At 56.8% G+C, this 18,724-nt stretch carries 15 protein-coding genes; 13 read left to right on the top strand and 2 right to left on the bottom strand.

Translation table 11 applies throughout. From position 1 onward, the window contains the following. Nucleotides 1-38 precede the first annotated feature (38 nt). Nucleotides 39-1,025 carry a tRNA epoxyqueuosine(34) reductase QueG gene (gene queG / locus VFX97_11120; protein HEX5703741.1) on the top strand — a complete coding sequence of 329 codons (987 nt, stop codon included), beginning with the start codon at nt 39-41 and terminating at the stop codon, nt 1,023-1,025. A 14-nt stretch (nt 1,026-1,039) separates the two neighbouring features. Here queG and VFX97_11115 read toward each other — a convergent pair whose 3' ends face one another. Next, nucleotides 1,040-1,684, bottom strand: coding sequence for a glycoside hydrolase family 25 protein (locus VFX97_11115; GenBank protein ID HEX5703740.1), 645 nt, complete (start codon nt 1,682-1,684; stop codon nt 1,040-1,042). A 340-nt stretch (nt 1,685-2,024) separates the two neighbouring features. Between VFX97_11115 and VFX97_11110 the strand changes: the two genes are divergently transcribed. The 12 genes from VFX97_11110 (at nt 2,025) to lepA (ending at nt 18,143) form a co-directional block, all read left to right on the top strand. After that, nucleotides 2,025-3,281, top strand: coding sequence for an aspartyl protease family protein (locus VFX97_11110; GenBank protein ID HEX5703739.1), 1,257 nt, complete (start codon nt 2,025-2,027; stop codon nt 3,279-3,281). Between the two features lie 73 nt (nt 3,282-3,354). Then, the gene (locus VFX97_11105; protein HEX5703738.1) at nt 3,355-6,837 is read left to right on the top strand and encodes a CHAT domain-containing protein; all 3,483 of its coding nucleotides are present in this window, start codon (nt 3,355-3,357) and stop codon (nt 6,835-6,837) included. Nucleotides 6,838-6,848: 11 nt separating this feature from the next. Next, nucleotides 6,849-7,418: a hypothetical protein gene (locus tag VFX97_11100; GenBank protein HEX5703737.1), complete on the top strand. Its 570-nt coding sequence runs from the start codon at nt 6,849-6,851 to the stop codon at nt 7,416-7,418. A 72-nt stretch (nt 7,419-7,490) separates the two neighbouring features. After that, on the top strand, nt 7,491-8,444 hold the full coding sequence (locus VFX97_11095) for a hypothetical protein (GenBank protein ID HEX5703736.1): 954 nt from the start codon (nt 7,491-7,493) through the stop codon (nt 8,442-8,444). 178 nt (nt 8,445-8,622) lie between these two features. Continuing rightward, the gene (locus tag VFX97_11090; GenBank protein ID HEX5703735.1) at nt 8,623-9,480 is read left to right on the top strand and encodes a hypothetical protein; all 858 of its coding nucleotides are present in this window, start codon (nt 8,623-8,625) and stop codon (nt 9,478-9,480) included. Between the two features lie 36 nt (nt 9,481-9,516). Next, nucleotides 9,517-10,632: a hypothetical protein gene (locus VFX97_11085; protein ID HEX5703734.1), complete on the top strand. Its 1,116-nt coding sequence runs from the start codon at nt 9,517-9,519 to the stop codon at nt 10,630-10,632. Nucleotides 10,633-10,826: 194 nt separating this feature from the next. Beyond that, nucleotides 10,827-11,477 carry a hypothetical protein gene (locus tag VFX97_11080; GenBank protein ID HEX5703733.1) on the top strand — a complete coding sequence of 217 codons (651 nt, stop codon included), beginning with the start codon at nt 10,827-10,829 and terminating at the stop codon, nt 11,475-11,477. 106 nt (nt 11,478-11,583) lie between these two features. Continuing rightward, entirely contained in the window at nt 11,584-12,231 is a 648-nt protein-coding gene (locus tag VFX97_11075; protein HEX5703732.1) for a TlpA disulfide reductase family protein, read from the top strand. A gap of 249 nt (nt 12,232-12,480) precedes the next feature. After that, nucleotides 12,481-14,055, top strand: a complete 1,575-nt coding sequence (locus tag VFX97_11070; protein HEX5703731.1) for a trypsin-like peptidase domain-containing protein — start codon at nt 12,481-12,483, stop codon at nt 14,053-14,055. Between the two features lie 153 nt (nt 14,056-14,208). Next, on the top strand, nt 14,209-15,765 hold the full coding sequence (locus tag VFX97_11065) for an aldehyde dehydrogenase family protein (GenBank protein HEX5703730.1): 1,557 nt from the start codon (nt 14,209-14,211) through the stop codon (nt 15,763-15,765). Then, the gene (locus tag VFX97_11060) at nt 15,765-16,238 is read left to right on the top strand and encodes an energy transducer TonB (protein HEX5703729.1); all 474 of its coding nucleotides are present in this window, start codon (nt 15,765-15,767) and stop codon (nt 16,236-16,238) included. The genes VFX97_11065 and VFX97_11060 overlap by 1 nt, the downstream gene beginning before the upstream one ends. Nucleotides 16,239-16,343: 105 nt before the next feature. Then, nucleotides 16,344-18,143, top strand: coding sequence for a translation elongation factor 4 (gene lepA / locus VFX97_11055; GenBank protein HEX5703728.1), 1,800 nt, complete (start codon nt 16,344-16,346; stop codon nt 18,141-18,143). Here the strand turns inward: lepA and VFX97_11050 are convergent, their stop codons facing one another. Next, complete coding sequence (locus VFX97_11050) at nt 18,144-18,536, bottom strand: phage tail protein (protein HEX5703727.1); 393 nt, start codon at nt 18,534-18,536, stop codon at nt 18,144-18,146. Nucleotides 18,537-18,724 lie beyond the last annotated feature (188 nt).

The raw sequence follows: 18,724 nt of genomic DNA, 5'->3' as shown, positions 1-18,724 counted from the left end.
TCGTCGCTACTTTCGAGTTGGTATACTTATCGAACTCAATGCCAGTTACTCCTCAGCACGTCTCGGGTGAGGTGAAGCAGCGCAGCCAAGCGGTTAAGGCAAAGGCGCTGGAACTCGGGTTTCAGGCCGTGGGAATTGCTCGCGCCGAGGTGCTGCTCGACGAACGTCAACAACTCGAAGAGTGGCTGCACCGTGGATTTCACGGCGAAATGCCTTACATGGCTCGCGATCCGGAGCAGCGAACCGACCTGCAAAAGATTTTTCCTGAAGCACGTTCAGTCATCGCCGTCGCGATGAATTACTACACGCCTCATCAGCATGTTGACGATGACAACGTCGGTCACGTGTCCCGTTACGCCTGGGGAGATGACTATCACGAAGTAGTCGGCGAGAAACTCCGCGAACTTCTTGAGTGGATAAAACAGCAATGGCCGGAGGCGGAGGGTAAGGTTTGCGTGGATATTCAGCCCGTCATGGACAAGGCCTGGGCGGCGCGCGCCGGGCTTGGCTGGATGGGGAAACACACGAACGTGATCACGCGCGCCTACGGCTCATGGGTTTTCCTCGGCGAGTTGTTGCTGAACCTGGAGCTTGAGTACGAAGCGGATCAAATTGCGGATCAATGCGGTAGTTGCACTCTCTGTCTTGATGAGTGTCCCACGGGCGCGATTGTTGAGCCGTACGTACTGGATGCGAATCTGTGCATCTCACACGCGACGATCGAATCACGCGCGGCCACGATTCGTGCCGACGTGGCTGAACGCCTGGACGGCTGGCTTTACGGCTGTGATGTGTGTCAGGACGTGTGCCCCTGGAACCACACAACGCCGGTCACGCTTGAAACGCGCTTTGAACCTCGCGAAAGAAACGTTAATGCCTCGCTGGTTGAGACTCTTGAACTGACGCCCGAGTCGTACGCTGCTCGTTTCCGAGGGAGCGCGATGAAACGCGCTAAGCTCGCAGGTTTGCAGAGAAATGCTCGAGCATTGCTTGAAAACTCAACGCAAAACTCGTCCGTGTCGTGAGAGACTTCTCTGTTTTAGTTGCTGCCGGCGGCGTCAGCCGCAACACCCCAGAGTTGTTGTAATTGCTCGACCGTGCCGTTGAATTGATTGCGGTCACATGGGCCAATGCCGTCGACTGAATGCGGACCGGGCCCCGCTACTCCGTCGGTGTATTGCCACAGCGTCCAGCTGGGCCAGGTGGCCGGAATGTTGGTTGTTTGGTTGGCATACTGAGCGAGCCAAAGAAAGCACTGCGACAAAATCGGATCCACAGGCTGCCCGCCCAATTGTTCTTTGATCAAGTTGCCTGAGTAGAGGCCGGGAAATCTGCCGCTGACTGCTTTCACGCGCGCCACAAATGCGCGCGCTTGATCGAGCGTCATGGTGGAATTGCCGTTAGGTTCGTAGTCCAGTATCAGCAGCGTCTGGTTGTCGGCGTCGGCCTTGCTCAGGAAGAAATCAGCCTGCGCTGCACCGTTGGCTTTCGTGCCGAAGTGATAGGCGCCCCACAACAGTCCGGCAGCCTGAGCTTGCTGACGATTGGTTTGATACCGGTTATCGAACATCCCCACTCCCTGAGTCGCTTTGTGGATGACACCCAGGACACCGGCTGCTTTGGCTTTCTTCAGATCGACATTCCCATTGTGATGCGAGATGTCGATAACGACATTGATTGGCATGCTTATCTCCTTTGATGCCGCGTCCCCATCGTGAGCGTCCCAGTGTGAGTCCCGGAGTTCTGAGTGCGAGCAGGGCCAGCTTATTCCGAAATGGCTAGTAATGCAACTTTTTTGCAAGCCGACCTAACGGCCTCATTAATTGCCGACTCATGTCTCTCTCTGGCGGGAATCACTGGGCTTTCGAGGGGGTCGAGGATAGCGCCGATAAGCGGCCAGACCGCGGTCTCCGAGCCCGTCCCGCAAGCACAAATTCCGGAGGGCGGGAAATAAGGTTAATTGTGCAACCCGCCAGGCGCGAGCAGCGTTCATTCATCGTTTACCGCAGTCTCGGGAGAAAAACGTGAAGCGAAATCGTCTTATCACTCTTCTATTCGCATTGATGGTAACGCTCGCGGCGGTCGTCTCGCCGTTTTCGGAGCAGGCAGTTCTTTCGTCGCGGGGGCGGCGTGCGCCTGAGGCTTCGGCTCCCAAGCCGATCGTCACGATCCCTTTCAAGCTCGTGACCAGGCACATCGTAGTTCCGGTCAAGATAAATAATTCGCGGCCGCTCTCATTTGTTTTTGATACCGGTGACAAGGTCGGCATAGTCGACATTGCCCGCGCCAGGGAACTCGGCCTGGATCTTCATGGGCAGCTTCGCATTGGCGGCGCCGGCAGCGACACGCTCCTCGGATCGTATGTCCGCGGCGCGACATGGAAACTGCAAGGCTTCGAAGAGTTTTCCCAGCCGGTCGCGCTGGCCATTCCGCTGGGCCGCCTCGCCGCGCGATTCGGACACGACTTCGATGGGATCATCGGCAGTGACTTCATCAAACAGTTTGTGATCGAAGTTGATTACCAGGCGCACGTTCTCAGGTTGCACGCTAAAGACGGGTTCGTTTATTCAGGCAACGGTGAGAGCATACCGGTTCAATTCAACAGTCAGGGACATCCACTCATCGATGCTGAGGTGACCCCGCGCGGCGGCCAACCGATCAAGGGGAGGTTTGTGTTCGATCTGGGGTCCAGCGGCGCGCTCGCTTTACATACTCCGTTGGTCAAAGAACACCGCCTGCTCGAAGCGAATCATCACACGATTCGAGCAATTGGTGTCGGGGGCGCAGGCGGCGACGTCCAGGCTCGCATGACCCGCGTCTCAGAACTGAAGATTGGCAAGTTCAAAATCGCGGGCCCCACCGCTCTGTTGTCGCAGGACAAAGCCGGCGCTTTCGCCAATGCCTCGCTCGCCGGAAATATTGGTCAGCGCATCGCGAGTAAGTTCAAGCTCTTTCTCGATTACGAACGGCACCGAATAATTTTCGAACCGGCGTCGACTTTCCAGGACCCTTTCGACCAGGCGCAGAGTGGGATGGCCCTCACTGCTGAAGGCGCAGGTTTTTCCATCCTTCGCGTTCTCGACGTGCTTGAAAATTCACCGGCGTCGGAGGCCGGACTGCTTAAAGACGATCAAATTTTGAAGGTTAACGGCAAGCACGCAGCCGATCTTAGTATTACCGCGCTGGGTGAAATGTTCGAGCGTCCTGGAAGTTATCTAATCACAGTGCGCCGCGGTGACAAGACCATCGAGTTGAAGCTGACTCCGCGGAAGTTGGTCTAAATCCCGGAAAGCAGGGAAAACGTCGAGAGTACGGACGTTTTGCGCTAGGATTCTCAGCTGGTTGGTTTGTGAGATGAGTTTAACCGCCAGGAGAAGTCCGGTAGCCTTCCTATTGATAGCGCTCTCTGCTTTCAGTGCGTCATCACCTTGCGCGAACGCGCAGCCAACCAACGAATTCCCCATCCTGCGGATCAATGAGCCAGTTACTCGCACGCTGACAGGCGGCGAAGCCCACACGTTCCGGTTGGACGCGCCGGCGCGCCATCTGATTAAGGTGACTGTGCTGCAAAAAGGCGTCGATGTTTCGGTCCAGGCGTTTGACGCACAACAAAAGCGACTAGTAATCGTGGATGACTCTTTGGGACGCGTGGGGGCGCAGGAGATCGAATTCGAGGCGGAGACCGCAGGCGACTACTTCGTGCGTGTCACGGCGCGGGCCGAAGAAGTTGGAGGCTCTTACGAAATTGTTTTGGTGCTGGCGCGAGCGGTCACGCGCGATGACCGCATTCGCGTTACCGCTCGTGGTCATATCAGTACCGGCAATTCGCTTCGCTCGCGACCATCGCCCGACCGCAATCGAAAGGCGCTGGCGGAATACGAGAAGGCGCGTCAGCTCTACCATCAACTGAACGATGTTAGCGGCCAGGCAATGGCTTTGCAGTACACCGGACGTGTTTACGAGACACAGAGTGATTACGTGCGGGCCAGGCAGTTTTATTTGCGCGCGCTGGAGTTTTGGCAGCGACTGCACGACCGTCGCGGCGAGGCACTCGCGCTGAAGAGTATCGGGAGCATGAATGTCTTTCTCGGTGACTTCAATGCCGCACTTCCGCTGCTTCACAAATCCGCTGAGATCCACCGCGGCACCGGGGACAAGGAAGGCGAAGCTCTCGCCTACCACGAGACCGCAAACATTCACTTTCAAAAAGGAGACTTCGCTACGGCGCTCGAACAGTTCGAGCGCGCTGAGAAACTTTACCGCGCGTTGGGATCGAAGAACCTGCTCGGTTATCTGTTGAGCAACATCGGCGAAGCCTATCGCGGCATCGGCCAATTGAAAACCGCCGCCGATTATCAAAACCAGGCCCTCGCCATTTTTCGTGCCCTCAATCGGCCCCATGGAATCGCCACCGCTCTCGTCTACCTGGGGCTCGTTTATTCCGAACTCGGTGAAGCGCGAAGGGCGATTTCTTATTACGAGCCGGCGGCGCCTTTGTGCGCGTCGCTTGAAGAAAGAGACTGCGAAGCGCGGGCCTACAATTTTCTCGGCGCGGCGTACGCAAAGCTCGCCGAGCCGCAGAAGGCGCTGGATTATTACGCGAAGAGTGCCGCAATTTATCGACAGCGCGGCCAGACTATCGGCCTGATTCGCATGTTGAATTCATCCGGAGCGTTATACGTAACGCTCGGCGAAGGCGCGCGCGCGCGTGAATTTTTCAAAGAGGCGCTGGGGCTCGCGCGGAAATCGCAGAATAAGCTGGAAGAGGCAACCGCTCTGAGGCATCTCGGCGAACTGTTTCAAACGGAGGGTGACACCCGATCGGCACGGCTCCATTTGGAGCAGGCGCTAAGTCTCCAACGGGAAACCAGGAACCCGCTGGCCGAGGCAGCGACGCTTGCGCGCCTCGGTTTGCTCGCGAACTCTGAAGGTCGCACTCCGGAAGCAATGGCCATCTTCGAGATCGCGTTGGTGATCCATCGTAACGCGGGAGCTAAACCCGACCAGGCCCTGACGCTGCACAATCTTGCGCTGGCCCACTACGAGTTCGAAGATTTCACAAAAGCGCTCGACTACTTCGATCAAGCGCTTAGGCTTTTTCGCGAAACCGAAAATCGGAATGGCGAAGCGATGACGCTGCATCGCCTCGCGATGGTGCAGCGAAAGACAGGACGAACAGAGGACGCGCGGAAAAACATCACGACGGCACTCGCAATTGCGGAAACGATTCGCGGAAAACTCGGCAGCACGGACTTGCGTTCGACTTACCTGGCGACGGTGCAACAGTACTACGAGCTGTACATCGATCTGCTCATGGAAGAACACCGCGCCCATCCGGGAAAGGATTTTGCGGTCCGCGCACTTGAGGCGAGCGAGCAGGCACGTGCGCGCAGCCTTCTGGATTTGTTGCACGAGGCGAAGGCCGACCTGCGGCGCGACGCTGATCCACAATTGCTGGCGCGTGAAAAAGAGCTGACCGAACTGATCAACGGCAAAAGCGATCAGCAGCAAACAGCTTTTAGCGATCCAAAGAAAGCCGAACTGGCTAAGGTTCTGGGACAAGAGCTGAATGGTTTGACGCTTGAACTCGAAACGCTGCAAGCGCGGATCAGAGAAAGCAATCCGCGTTATGCCGAGTTGGTGAGCGCCAGTTCTGATCCGATTGCTGAGACGCAGAAGCTGCTCGAAGCGGACACAGTGCTGCTTGAATACAAGCTGAGTGACGAGCGGAGTTACGTTTGGCTAATTACAGCAAACGGACTGCAGAGCCACGAGCTTGCGGGCCGGGCTGAAATTGAAAAACTCGCGCAGCAATTCTACCAGTCGTTAACAGCGCGCAATCAACTCGTAAAACCTGAGTCGCCCGGACAGCGGCGCGCACGGGTTGAAACGGCAGACAAGCAACTGGAAACGCTCGGCGAAAAGCTAAGGGGACTTCTGCTCGGGCCGATTGAATCGTCGCTTGCCGGTAAACGCGTGTTGATTGTTGCGGATGGCGCGTTGCAATACGTGCCATTCGCGGCGCTGCTCAACGAGCCACGATTGGCCGGCAGATCAGGCGCCCGCGAAATTGCTTTTCTGCCATCAATCGGCGTATTGAGTCAGCTGCGACGTGCGCACAGCGGCCGGCCAACGCCCACGAAAACTGTCGCCGTATTCGCGGATCCGGTTTTCGAGGCTGACGACCCGCGGCTTCCGCCATCTCGAAGAACAACTTCCAACGGAACTCAAACGGAGATCGGCTTCTACGGAAACGGCCTGCCTCGGTTATTGGGCGCGCGCGAAGAAGCGAGGTTTATTCTCGCGCTGGCGCCCGCGGGCACGACGTTCAGCGCGTTTGACTTCGATGCCAATCGCGACCGCGTAACGAAGGGAGAGTTGAATCAGTATCGGGTGCTGCACTTTGCGACGCACGCTCTCGTGAATTCGCAGCAGCCTCAGCTTTCCGGGATCGTGCTTTCGATGTATGACGCACTGGGGAATCGGCGGGATGGCTTTCTCAGACTGAACCACATCTACGACCTGCGACTCTCAAGCGAGTTGGTCGTCTTGAGTGCCTGCAGCACTGCGCTCGGCAAAGACGTCCGTGGCGAAGGCTTAATTGGTCTGACGCGCGGGTTCATGTACGCGGGCGCCCCGCGGGTTATCGCCAGCCTTTGGAAAGTGGACGACGAAGCGACCACTGAATTGATGAAGCTCTTCTATCGCAACCTGCTGCAAAAACAGATGCCTGCATCCGCAGCCTTGTCCGCCGCGCAAGCCGAAATGCGCGCACAGCCACGCTGGCGCTCGCCGTATTACTGGGCCGCGTTTACTTTGCAAGGCGATTGGCGATAGTCTCCGCAGCCATGCCGGCGCGGCGCACCACCCGCACACTCGAACAAGCAGACCTCGACCGCCTCCTGGTCTGGCTGGACCGCGATCGCGAGCGCGCGGGTGAACGCTACGAACAGATTCGTTGGCGACTGATTACGATTTTTGCGGCGCGAAACTGTGCCGTTCCTGAAGAACTGGCTGATGAAACGATTGATCGGGTGGCGCGGCGCGTGGCGGACATTGAAGCAAACTACAAAGGCGATAAAGCACTTTACTTTTTCGGTGTTGCCAACAACGTGCATCACGAGTACTTGAAGAAACCCGCGCCGCCTGAGAATGCTGCATTGAATGACGACGACACGGGTGAACGCGAGCTGGTGCATCATTGTTTGGAACAGTGCCTGAGTAAGCTGCCCTCCGGCTCGCGCGATCTGCTTCTGCGGTACTACTCGCAAGAGAAGCAGGCGAAAATCGAATTGCACAAAATCATGGCCGGCGAAATGGGAATCACGATCAACACGCTGCGGCTGCGCGTGCTGCGTCTCAAGGAAAAGTTACAGCCATGCATCAACCGTTGTGTTGAGCGGTCGAATTTGATTTGAAATGAAATACTAACGAACACCATACGCAGATGAAGAAGCACGTGCCGGAATCGGGTGCTGCGCGGAGCGACGATGACTGACGGGTTCAAACAATTCGAGACAGACGGATCGGAGGAGCTTTCTGACGAAAGGCTCCGGGCGTACTTACTCGGCGAACTGCGCGAGGATGAGAGACTGCGGCTGGATCAGCGTTTATTGACAGACGACGCTGTGGCAGAACGTGTCCGGCTCGCCGAAGCTCAGTTGGTCGACGAGTACGTCGCGGGCGAACTCGACCCGCAAGCCGCAGGAGTTTTCCACACGCGCTTCTTGAAAACCGACGCGCGGCGGGAGCAGGTCCGGCTGACTGGGGCGCTTCGCGATTATTCCGCGCAGTCCGAAGCCGCTGTACCTGTGCCGCAGCCGGCCGCCAGGCGATCCTGGCGCGAAGCGTTTAGTGAATTCTTCGCCTTGAAACCTGGGCCGGCTTGGGCCGCCGCCGGCTCGTTTGCGCTGCTGGTGCTGGTGCTCGCTGGTGCCTGGTACTTGTCCCGGCAATCGCGGCAAACCGAAACACCTGTCGCCTATCAACCACCCGTAAATGCGGCGTCGCCGGCAGCCACTCGGGCTCCGGCAGTTGCGCACGTTCAGCCGACCGCATCGCCGACTCCGCCTCAGTTAAAGCCTTCGCCATCCGAACCACCAGTCGCGGTGGCCAGTTTTGTTTTATTGCCCGGCGCCTTGCGCGGGCCCGGCGAGATGACGCGCGTGGCGGTACCGCGCGGCGAACGTGCAATTCTGCGTCTCAGTTTGGTTTTGGAGAATCCATCGCCTGGCACATATCAAGCGGAGCTGGCCAACGCCGACGGCAAAACCGTGACCGTTAGAAAGAACCTAAGACCTCATCGAAACGGCCAAACGAAAATCACCCTTGACCTACCTGCCCGTTTGGTCCAGCCCGACGATTATCAAGTGAAGCTAACGCGCCAGGCCGATGGACAGCTCGAATCCGTCGGGCGCTATTACTTCCGCGCGCTTCCGGAATAGCTTATCCACAGATTACACAGATGAGTCAGTACCGCTCCCGGTACTGACTCTCCTATCTGTGAAATCTGTGGATTATTCACCCCAAAAAATTCTTCTGAAATTTTTCAGCGGTCATCACCATACTCGTTTGAATAGTGCAGCAGTTCTCAACTTCAGTTCGCACTAACGGAGGATGATCGTGAAAAAACTATCCCTATTTCTCGCCCTCGTTTCATTGCTAATGGCGGCATGTTCGGGCAGCAACAAAACCAGCACCACCACCGCCGACGCTGAAAAATCCACCACCGCCAAGCCTGCCGTAGGCGACACCGCAGTTTTCAAGTTTTCGCGGCAAGGCTACGTCGAAGGAAAAGTCCAAAGCATCGACGGCACGCGCTACAAGGTGATGTACGGCCAGTCGCCGCAGACCGTAGACGCGGTGGATGTGTACACGCTGCCAAAAGCCGGCGCGAAAGCCGAGGTGATGCCCGGCGACATCGTTGTGGCCCATCAACGAGATGCTTACTGGCCGGGCGCAGAAGTGAAGAGCGTCAACGGCGACGTCATCGAAGTGCAAGTGATTTCCAACGGCGACAGTCTGAATGTGCCGCCAGAGAAACTTATTAAGATCAATTCAGCCGCGGCCGCAGAGTTCAAGACCTACGCGCAGGAAGTTGCTTTCCTGAAGTCCGCGAAGACAGGTCGTCCCCATCCGCCGGCCGCCTACAAACCGAAAGCAGGCCAACGCGTCGTCGCCGAGTGGACCGATCACACCTGGTACATCGGCAACGTCGTCAGCGCCTCGCCGAGCAAAGCGACGGTCAAATGGCCGGCGAGCTTTCCGCAATCGCAGCTGACTCTCGACAAGGTCCTGCCTTATCCAGCGCCCGCAGCGTCTCCAAAACAGAATGACTTTGTGATCGTGAAGCAGGACAGCGAAAACCAGTCGTTCGCTTACGCGCGCGTAACCAGCGTGAATGGCGGCACGGTTGATGTGAAGCTGGCCGACGGCAAGACGCGCACCGTGAAGCAAGGCGACTTCTATGTCGTTAATTAATCAACTCACATACTCAGTTTGAATCGGAGGTCTCAAATGAATCAGCACTCTTCAACAAAGCTCACGCGCATCATTGCCTTGTGTTTCATGACGGCGCTTTTCGCTATCGGCGCTTCGGCGCAGATCAGAATCGGCGACATCAAGATTCCGCTGCCGAAGAATCCGAAAAATCCGCAGCCGAAAAATCCGCCGACCACGAATACGAACCCGACGACGCCGAATCCGAATGGCAACAAGACGCCGACGCCGAACGCGAACACGCGGCCGACGGCGAACACCAGGGTCGAAACCGGCGCGACGCGCGACCAGGTCAGCGAGTTCAATAAAGACATGGCGCCGTACCGCAACGGAATGTATTACCTCAAATGGTGGGCTGAGAAACCCGCGGGGTGCCGAGAACTGTCGTCGATTCGTACCGCGCTGACCCATGGCGCCGCCTTTTACGAAATCGTCAAGCAGAAGTATCCGACGATCGAGAACCCTAGTTGGTCAGCGGGCAACGCTGAGGAGCACCTGGTGGGCGACTTTCGCCGGGCGGCAGAGAATCGTGAGGCAATAACGAAAAACTGCGTGAATCAACTTTTAAGCGCGAAGCTGGCTGAGAAAATCGGCAGCGTCAACGACGCGATGGCCGAGTTCGGCGAAGTCGGCGAATGGAAGGGTTACGTGTTGGGGAGCGACTCTTTCGACAAAGCTGCCCGACACGCAGCGTTGATGGAAGCGTACAAGGAACACTATGCCCTGGTCGGTATCACTATGCCGGACGTCTCCGTTTTCGCTGAATACGACGCGGCGCATGATCGACTGGTCGCTCTCGCCAATGAAAACGCCGGCAAGTGGGTGTTTCCGCCGACTTTCCGCGACGCAATGATCGAAGCTAAAGCGCGCGGCTGGCTGAAGGATAGGCACCCTAAATCAACGGTAGTTAAGATCGGCATGCTGCACGGTGAGTGGCAGGTCAACCATCACCGTAACGGTATTCCGTCAGGACGGTACAAGCGCGGCTATGTGATGTTCCGCCTGCCGGGTGCGCAAAACTGTCTGGTAACCAGTTTTGCTCTCGAGCAAAACTACATCGGCGGCGGCCGCTTCAATGCTGAAGCGGTTACCAGCGGCTTGCAACACTCGCTGCGCATGCAGTTGTGCAAGTGATCTTTGCCACCGGATCGCGTACTCAATTTGGAATCTCGGTGGAACTCTGTGGAACTCAGTGACTCTGTGGTGGGGCCCTCTTTAAACCAATGCCACTACAAGAGACACGGAGAGCGACAAAGCGTCCACAGAGAAAAACAATCAGGACATCGCGTGATTGCAGTAATCAACCGGATTGCGCCAGCGAGCTGAACATGTCGATCACTCTAGCGAAGCTGTTTTGTTCCGTCAGCATCGTTATCTCGCTGGCATCCGGTTGGGCATCACCCGGGCTCGCGTTTAATCAGGGGCGAGAGGCTGCGCCGTATGACCTTTCAACCGACCAGGGCGTGGCGGCAGCCCTCGAAACCCTCACCGGCAAGAAGGTTGATCGCCGGAGCCGGACTTGTATCCGCCGTGATCGCGAGCTGCCATTGGTTGTCGTGGGCACTTTCGCTTTTGACCGCGGATGCAAGTTTGACGGCGTGTTTGTAAACACCCGTTATTTTGGCCCAAGTGATGCAGCTTTGTCGGAAGGCGTGCTGGGTACGCTTGGCTGGAAGGCCGCCGATCAGGAGCAGCGCGAGAAACTAGTGCAGGCCTGGGTGGTCAAGGGCCTGCTTGCTTTCGTCAAAGTGCTGCACCAGAAAAATAAAGACTTCGAGAACCGATCGTTTCAACCTCCCCAGGTAGTTTCAAAGGCAGGCGGTGAGATCAGCATTACCCTCTGGCTGCGGATGCCTTCGGGAAGGGTGCAAGGGAGAAGCTACATTCTTCGCGAGTACAGGTTCTCAAAAGACGGTGCTCTCGTTGGGTCTGCAAAGCGCGAAGACTTCACGGCTTTGAAAGGTGGTTCTTCACCATGATGGCTGACACCTAAAGCGTCCGGCGGCGCCGGGTATTTACCGACCCAGGGAATTGGCGTAAGATGTGCGGCGCACGGCGCGAGGTAGGCGGCGTGCGCTTTTACTTATGTCACGTCTCAGAAATACACAATTCTTTGCTCCCCTTATCATTACGGCAATCCTGGCGACGGCGGCCGCCCAGTCGGGCCGAAGAAATAGTAATCCGCCGCCGCCACCTCCTCCGCCAGCGCCGCCCAGTGAATCACTGACCAGCAAGCCTGCGTATGTGCCGACGGGACCGCCGGTGATGACCGTTCTGCCGGAAAGCCTGCTCAGCCGCGAACTAAAAGCCATTGACGACAGCAGCTTTCGGCTGACCGACTTTGACGGAAAGGTGATCGTCTTAAATGTCTGGGCCACTTGGTGTGGTCCGTGCCGGCGAGAGGTCCCCGATTACGAAAAAGTGCGAAAGGAATTCGCCGGGCGCGAGGTGGAGTTCATCGCGCTGACGACCGAAGACCCGCTCGCGGCGCGCGGCCAGGTTCAGAAATTCGTGCGCGACATGAACTTCGGTTTTCGCATTGGCTGGGCCGATCCGGCCACAGCACGCACCCTGATGAATGGGAAGAGCTCAATTCCGCAGACAATCGTCGTCGATAAGCACGGCCAAATCATCAGCCATTGGCGCGGCTACTCACCGGCAGAGAGCCGTGACCGTCTGAAGCAGGCGATCGAAAAAGCGCTTTCCGCAGAGGCTTCTTCAAGCGGCAATTAATCGTTAATTCCTTCGAATACGAGGTGGCCGCCGGCTGCGATTCGCGATCGGCGGCCGCGACTGTTTGGATCACCCGGCAGGAAGTTTCACCTAACGAGGCTTTCTCAGGCCCCGGACTCAGTGGCGGCGGCTGCGTCTAGTTTTTCCGCTTCTCTTTCGGTTATACTGGCGCGACTCAGCCCCGGACAGTAGCCAGAGTGGCCCTGCTCATTCAATTAAACGCTATCGAGATTTCGAAGGCGGTGCACCATGTTCGAATCATTTAAGCCAAAGACGGACGCGGAAACTTTCATTCTGAAAAAGTTACGCGTGTGGATTGCTGCGCTGGGGGCTGTTTGCGTGCTGACCGGCATCGGCATTGGCGCGATGCTGGCGGGCCGTCCGGCGGTGGCGCAGGATCAACTTCAATTGGCGGCGCGTGGGCCGGACTCGCTGTCTGCTTCGTTCGTCGAAATCGCGCGACACGTCGAACCGGCAGTGGTGAACATCGACACCTTGCAAGCTTCGGACATTACTGAGAGCGACAACGAAGACAAGTCCGATCGGACACCGAACAACCCTCTCTATGACCTGTTTCGCCGCCAGCCACCGCGCCCCATGCGTGGAGTCGGCAGCGGATTCATCATCGACGCAAAGGGATACATCGTCACGAACAATCACGTGATCGAAGGCGCATCGCGGATCAAGATTGGTCTGCTAAACGGCGAGCGTTATCTCGCCAGGGTTATCGGTATAGATCGTGAGACCGATATGGCGATTTTGAAAATCGATGCGCCGCAACCGTTGCCGGTAATGAAGTTTGGCGACTCGAACGTGGTGCAGGTCGGCGATTGGGTCCTGGCGATTGGTTCGCCGTTCGGGCTTGAGCAGACGGTGACGGCGGGAATTATTTCCAAGAAAGAGCGCGACACGGCTTCAGCGCAAACCTTCCAGCGCTTTCTGCAAACCGATGCCGCCATTAATCGTGGGAACAGCGGTGGTCCGCTCATCAACATGCGCGGAGAAGTTATCGGGGTAAATTCGCAAATCGCGACGCTGAACGGTGACTATAACGGCATCGGCTTCGCGTTGCCTTCAAACGAAGCGAAGTTTGTCTGCGATCAGATTCTGGCCAACGGCAAGGTTAAGCGGGGCTATCTCGGCGTAACACTTGATTCTGTTAAGGGCGAGTTTGCGCGCGTGTATTCATTGCCGGACGCACGCGGCGCGATTGTGGCCGACATTCAGGTTGAACAACGCGACGGCGAGCCCACACCGGCGGCAAAAGCCGGTCTCAGGGTGAACGACATCGTCATCGAGTTCAACGGGCAACCCGTTCAGGACTCGCAGGATCTGATCGCGAAAGTAGCCGGCACGGCTATCGGACAGACAGTAAGTATCACCTACCTGCGCGATGTCGATGGCAAGTTAGAGAAGCGCTCAGTCAGTGTTGCTTTAGGAGAACGTCCGGATTTCAGCGTCCGCGATGAGACGGTTACCGGCAAAGAGAAGCCAGAGACTGTTAAGACGTCAGCGGCGCGGCTCGGTCTCACGCTGGGCGAGCTGACGCCACAGTTAGTTACCGACAAGCGCCTGACCGGCGTGAAAGGTCTCTACATTAAAGAAGTGGATCCGAACGGTCTGGTCGCCGACGTGCGACCCGTGGACGTCAAAGTCGGTGAAGTCATTACGCGCATCAATCGCGTTCCGGTAGCAACGCTGGCGGATTTTCAGCGCGTGATTGACACGCTGAAACCAGGCGACGCTATCGTCTTCAACCTTTCGCGCTACGATCATGGCGCCAAGCGGGTTGTGCAGCGCATAGTCCAGTTTACTTACGAATAGGAGATGGGTGTTGGGTGTAGGGTTTAGGGTGTAGTTGTTAATGCGTGCCTCTCAGATAAGAATGGCTTGTTCGCCGTCGTCCGCTGCGTTCTGATCCCTTCTATATATTTTCCTCCTACACCCTTAACCCAACACCCTATCCCCTCACTTTTTATGGTTCAAGCAAAAAGAGCACTCGCAAAAAAAGCCAGGTCTAATAAATCGTCCGCGCGCACCCGCGCGAATACCTATCACAACTACATCAATGGCCAATGGGTGCCGAGCAGCAGCGGCGAGTGGAGTGAAAATCGCAACCCCGCTGATACGCGCGATCTGATCGGCCGGTTTCCGCAGTCCTCTCAGGACGATGTTGACGAAGCAGTGGCGGCGGCGCGCCAGGCGTTTGACGGCTGGCGACGCACTCCGGCGCCGAAACGCGCTGAGCTTCTTTTCAAGCTCGGCGAAATCCTGATTCGCGACAAGCAACAATTCACCGCCGACATGACCCGCGAGATGGGCAAGGTTTTGAAGGAAGCGGGCGGTGACGTGCAAGAGGCGATCGACTGCACTTACTACACCGCGGGCGAAGGCCGGCGTTTGCACGGCTTTACCACGCCGGCTGAGATGCCAAACAAGTTCGCGATGTGTGTGCGGCAACCGGTGGGCCTGTGCGGATTGATTACGCCGTGGAATTTTCCGATGGCGATTCCGTCGTGGAAAATGATTCCCGCGCTGGTCTGCGGCAACACCGTCATTATCAAGCCGGCTGAAGACACGCCGCTTTCAACTTACAACCTGGTCAAAGCGTGCGAAGAAGCCGGCATTCCGCCGGGCGTCGTGAACCTCGTCATGGGCGATGGTTCGGTCGTGGGGTCGAGACTGACGGATCATCCGGCGGTGCGCCTGATTTCTTTCACCGGCTCGACTGATACGGGACGGCTCGTAGCTTCGGCATGCGCCGATCGCAACGCGATTTGCTCGCTCGAAATGGGCGGCAAGAACGCGATTATCGTGATGGACGATGCGGACGTCGATAACGCCGTCGAAGGCGCGATCTGGGGAGCGTTCGGTACTTCGGGTCAACGCTGCACGGCGTCATCGCGGCTGATCGTTCACAAGAAGGTTTACAAACAGTTCAGCAACAAGCTGGTTGAGCGCGCGAAAGCGCTACGCATCGGGAACGGCGCGGATCCTAAAGTCGATGTGGGGCCCGTGATCAATCAGGACGCGGTCGAAAAGATCACCAACTACATCGACGTGGGCCGGTACGAAGACGGCGCGACGCTCGCTTTCGGCGGCCGTCATTTGACGAAAGGCGATTACGGGCACGGCTATTTCATCGAGCCGACCGTCTTCACTGATGTCGCACCTGACATGCGGATCGCGCAAGAGGAAATATTCGGCCCGGTCACGGCGGTGATTCCCGCGCGGTCGCTGGACGAGGCGATCGAAATCGCTAACGGAGTGCAATACGGATTGTCAGCCGCGATTTACACTCAGGATGTGAACCGCGCTTTCCATGCGATGAATGAAATGTACACCGGCATTTTCTACGTTAACTCTTCCACAATCGGCGCCGAAGTTCACCTGCCGTTCGGCGGCACAAAAGGCACCGGCAACGGTCATCGCGAAGCGGGCACGCAGGTGCTCGACATCTTCTCGGAATGGAAATCGGTGTATGTGGATTACAGCGGCACGCTGCAGCGGGCGCAGATCGATAACGTCGAATGATGCGTCGAATTCTAATCAGCCTGGCTTTTCTCTCGCTGCTTTCAACCGCGGCATACGCTCAGTCCGGTCGCAATAAAGGCTCAGGCGGCAAGCCGCCCGTGCCAGCCGTTCCCGAACCTACAGGTTCACCCGATTCGACCAAAGCCGCGAAGCCTTCTCCTCCCAAGATGGTTGATGGCGAGCGAATTTATACGTCAAAGGAAACGGACGAAAAGGCCCACATCCTCAGGAAACCACCACCCAGCTTCCCGCGCGAAGCCAGGCGTCACATAACGCGTGGCTACGTGATCCTGCGCGCAATTCTGGCTGCGGACGAGACCGTCAAACATATAGAGGTGATTACCGGACTTCCGCACGGTCTTTCGGAAAGTGCGATTGCGGCCGCGCGCCAAATCAAGTTCAAACCGGCCAGGAAAGACGGTAAGCCTGTTTCTGTTTGGGTCGAGGTGGAATATCAGTTTCAGGTTTTCTGATTCTCAATGATTACTCCGTCAGTTGTCAGTTGTCAGTCGTCAGTTGCACAATCAGTTGGATCGCTTTCGATAACAACTGACCACGGCCTACTGACAACTGACTGAATGACTACTGATCGTATCCGCAACTTTTCAATCATCGCGCACATTGATCACGGCAAATCGACTCTGGCCGATCGTCTGCTGGAATTGACCGGAGCCGTGACTGGCCGCGAGATGGAAGCCCAGGTGCTCGACGATATGGATCTCGAGCGCGAGCGTGGAATTACAATTAAAGCGCACGCGGTGCGCCTGGACTACAAAGCGCGTGATGGACAAACGTATCTGCTCAATCTGATCGACACTCCCGGCCACGTGGACTTTTCTTATGAAGTCTCGCGTTCGTTGTCCGCTTGCGAAGGCGCGCTCCTGATCGTCGACGCGTCGCAGGGCGTCGAGGCGCAGACGCTCGCCAATACTTATCTGGCAATCGAAAATAATCTGGAGTTGATTCCGGTCATCAACAAGATCGATCTGCCCGGGGCTGAACCTGAGCGAGCGCTCGAAGAGATTAGGCACTTCATCGGCCTCGAAACTCACAACGCAATTCTGACCAGCGCCAAAACGGGCGAAGGTGTCGCCGACGTTTTGGAAGCGATTGTGCGGGATGTGCCGCCACCGAAGGGTGAATCGAGCGCGCCTTTAAAGGCCCTGATTTTTGATTCATGGTACGACTCGTATCGCGGCGTGATTGTTTTGTTTCGCTTGATCGACGGCGTCATTCGTCCGGGAATGAAGATTCGCTTCATGAGCACAGGTCGCGACTATCAGGTGGACACGCTCGGAGTGAATCGCCCGCGTCCGACACCCATCGATCAACTTGGTGTCGGCGAAGTTGGCTTTCTGACGGCTTCAATCAAGACCGTGGCCGACGTCCAGATCGGTGACACGATTACCGAAACTGCACGACCTACGACCGAGCCGTTTCCCGGCTATCAGGAAATCAAGCCCATGGTTTTTGCGGGTCTCTATCCCGTGGATACAAACCAGTACGAAGAGCTGCGCGATGCCATGGATAAACTGCGTTTGAATGACGCGTCGTTCTTTTACGAACCTGAGTCTTCGACCGCGCTTGGTTTTGGTTTTCGCTGTGGATTTCTCGGATTGCTGCATATGGAGATCGTGCAGGAACGGCTGGAACGCGAATTCGATCTCGATCTGATTACTACCGCGCCGGGCGTGCGCTATGTGGTGACTACGACTGACGGCAAAGTCACCGAAATCGATTCACCGGCAAAGATGCCCGATCCCGGCCGGCTGGTAAAGATTGAAGAGCCGGCTATCCGCGCGACAATTCTGACTCCCGAAGAACACCTGGGCGGAATTCTGGCGCTGCTCGAAGAAAAACGCGGCCAGCAGAAAGGCTTTGAGTACATCACGTCCAGTCGGGTGATGCTGACTTACGAACTGCCGCTGAACGAGATCGTGCTCGATTTTTATGATCGCTTGAAATCAACTTCGCGCGGATACGCTTCACTCGACTATCACTTGGCGGGTTATTGGGAAAGCGATCTGGTTAAGCTCGACATTTTAGTATCAGGCGAGCCCGTTGATGCGCTGTCGCTGGTTCTTCATCGCGACACGGCGGCCGCGAAAGGCCGGGCCCTGGCCGCCAAGATGAAAGAGCTGATCCCACGCCAACTTTTTGAAGTTCCCATACAGGCGGCAATCGGCGCGAAAATAATCGCGCGCGAGACGGTGAAAGCGATGGGCAAGAACGTGATTGCCAAATGCTACGGCGGCGACATTAGCCGCAAACGCAAGCTGCTCGAGAAGCAAAAAGAAGGCAAGAAGCGGATGAAGAAAGTTGGCCGCGTCGAGATTCCCCAGGAAGCCTTCCTTGCCGTCTTGAAAGTGAACGAGTGATTACTCCAACTCTAACCGCTCGTACGCAAGCACCAGCTCTTCGATTGCCACGTCGGTCCCCTTGGCATTGACCGGTCCGCTAGTGTGCTTGATGATGCGCGAGCGCGAGAGCTTCCAGGTTTGTACTGTTTGGTGTTCCTCGTTTTGCTGGCTGATTGTCAGTGTCCGTTTTGCTCCCTCACGGTCGCGGCGTATCTCATCCAACCAGTCCTGCAACGCAGCCGAAGCGATCACGCCGCGCTTCAGAGTTATATCCGTCGCCTTGTTTAAGCCCTTAATCTTCCGCAGGCCACTAACTTCCTGAAACCCGCCGTGAGGGCCCGGGACTTCTTTCAGCCCGAGATCGATCAGAAAGTTAAACTGTGCGTAGGGACAATCAGGGTAGCTTGCCATCGCGCCTCCTTACGGGTCCTTAAGGGCCTTTTACGGATTAAAAACTCCTGAATGTTAGAGTTCCCGCCCTAATCCAGTGGGATCATACGCTTTGTGCGTGGCTTGACCAATACTGGTAGTCGAGGAGGCCAGCAACCTTCCTGGCCGAATTCGCACCAATAGAAAGCGTACAACGGCCCGCAAATTGA

The organism is Pyrinomonadaceae bacterium (assembly GCA_036277115.1).
Lineage (GTDB): Bacteria > Acidobacteriota > Blastocatellia > Pyrinomonadales > Pyrinomonadaceae > UBA11740.
Note: the sequence above shows the minus strand (reverse complement) of the source record. Positions and strands in the feature narration are given on the sequence as shown.

Excerpts from the sequence above, each read along its gene's own strand:
- lepA (HEX5703728.1), top strand. The coding sequence starts at position 16,344 with ATGACTACTGATCGTATCCGCAACTTTTCAATCATCGCGCACATTGAT.
- queG (HEX5703741.1), top strand. The coding sequence starts at position 39 with ATGCCAGTTACTCCTCAGCACGTCTCGGGTGAGGTGAAGCAGCGCAGC.
- VFX97_11095 (HEX5703736.1), top strand. The coding sequence starts at position 7,491 with ATGACTGACGGGTTCAAACAATTCGAGACAGACGGATCGGAGGAGCTT.
- VFX97_11050 (HEX5703727.1), bottom strand. The coding sequence starts at position 18,536 with ATGGCAAGCTACCCTGATTGTCCCTACGCACAGTTTAACTTTCTGATC.
- VFX97_11060 (HEX5703729.1), top strand. The coding sequence starts at position 15,765 with ATGCGTCGAATTCTAATCAGCCTGGCTTTTCTCTCGCTGCTTTCAACC.
- VFX97_11070 (HEX5703731.1), top strand. The coding sequence starts at position 12,481 with ATGTTCGAATCATTTAAGCCAAAGACGGACGCGGAAACTTTCATTCTG.
- VFX97_11115 (HEX5703740.1), bottom strand. The coding sequence starts at position 1,684 with ATGCCAATCAATGTCGTTATCGACATCTCGCATCACAATGGGAATGTC.
- VFX97_11080 (HEX5703733.1), top strand. The coding sequence starts at position 10,827 with ATGTCGATCACTCTAGCGAAGCTGTTTTGTTCCGTCAGCATCGTTATC.
- VFX97_11065 (HEX5703730.1), top strand. The coding sequence starts at position 14,209 with ATGGTTCAAGCAAAAAGAGCACTCGCAAAAAAAGCCAGGTCTAATAAA.
- VFX97_11085 (HEX5703734.1), top strand. The coding sequence starts at position 9,517 with ATGAATCAGCACTCTTCAACAAAGCTCACGCGCATCATTGCCTTGTGT.
- VFX97_11075 (HEX5703732.1), top strand. The coding sequence starts at position 11,584 with ATGTCACGTCTCAGAAATACACAATTCTTTGCTCCCCTTATCATTACG.
- VFX97_11105 (HEX5703738.1), top strand. The coding sequence starts at position 3,355 with ATGAGTTTAACCGCCAGGAGAAGTCCGGTAGCCTTCCTATTGATAGCG.
- VFX97_11100 (HEX5703737.1), top strand. The coding sequence starts at position 6,849 with ATGCCGGCGCGGCGCACCACCCGCACACTCGAACAAGCAGACCTCGAC.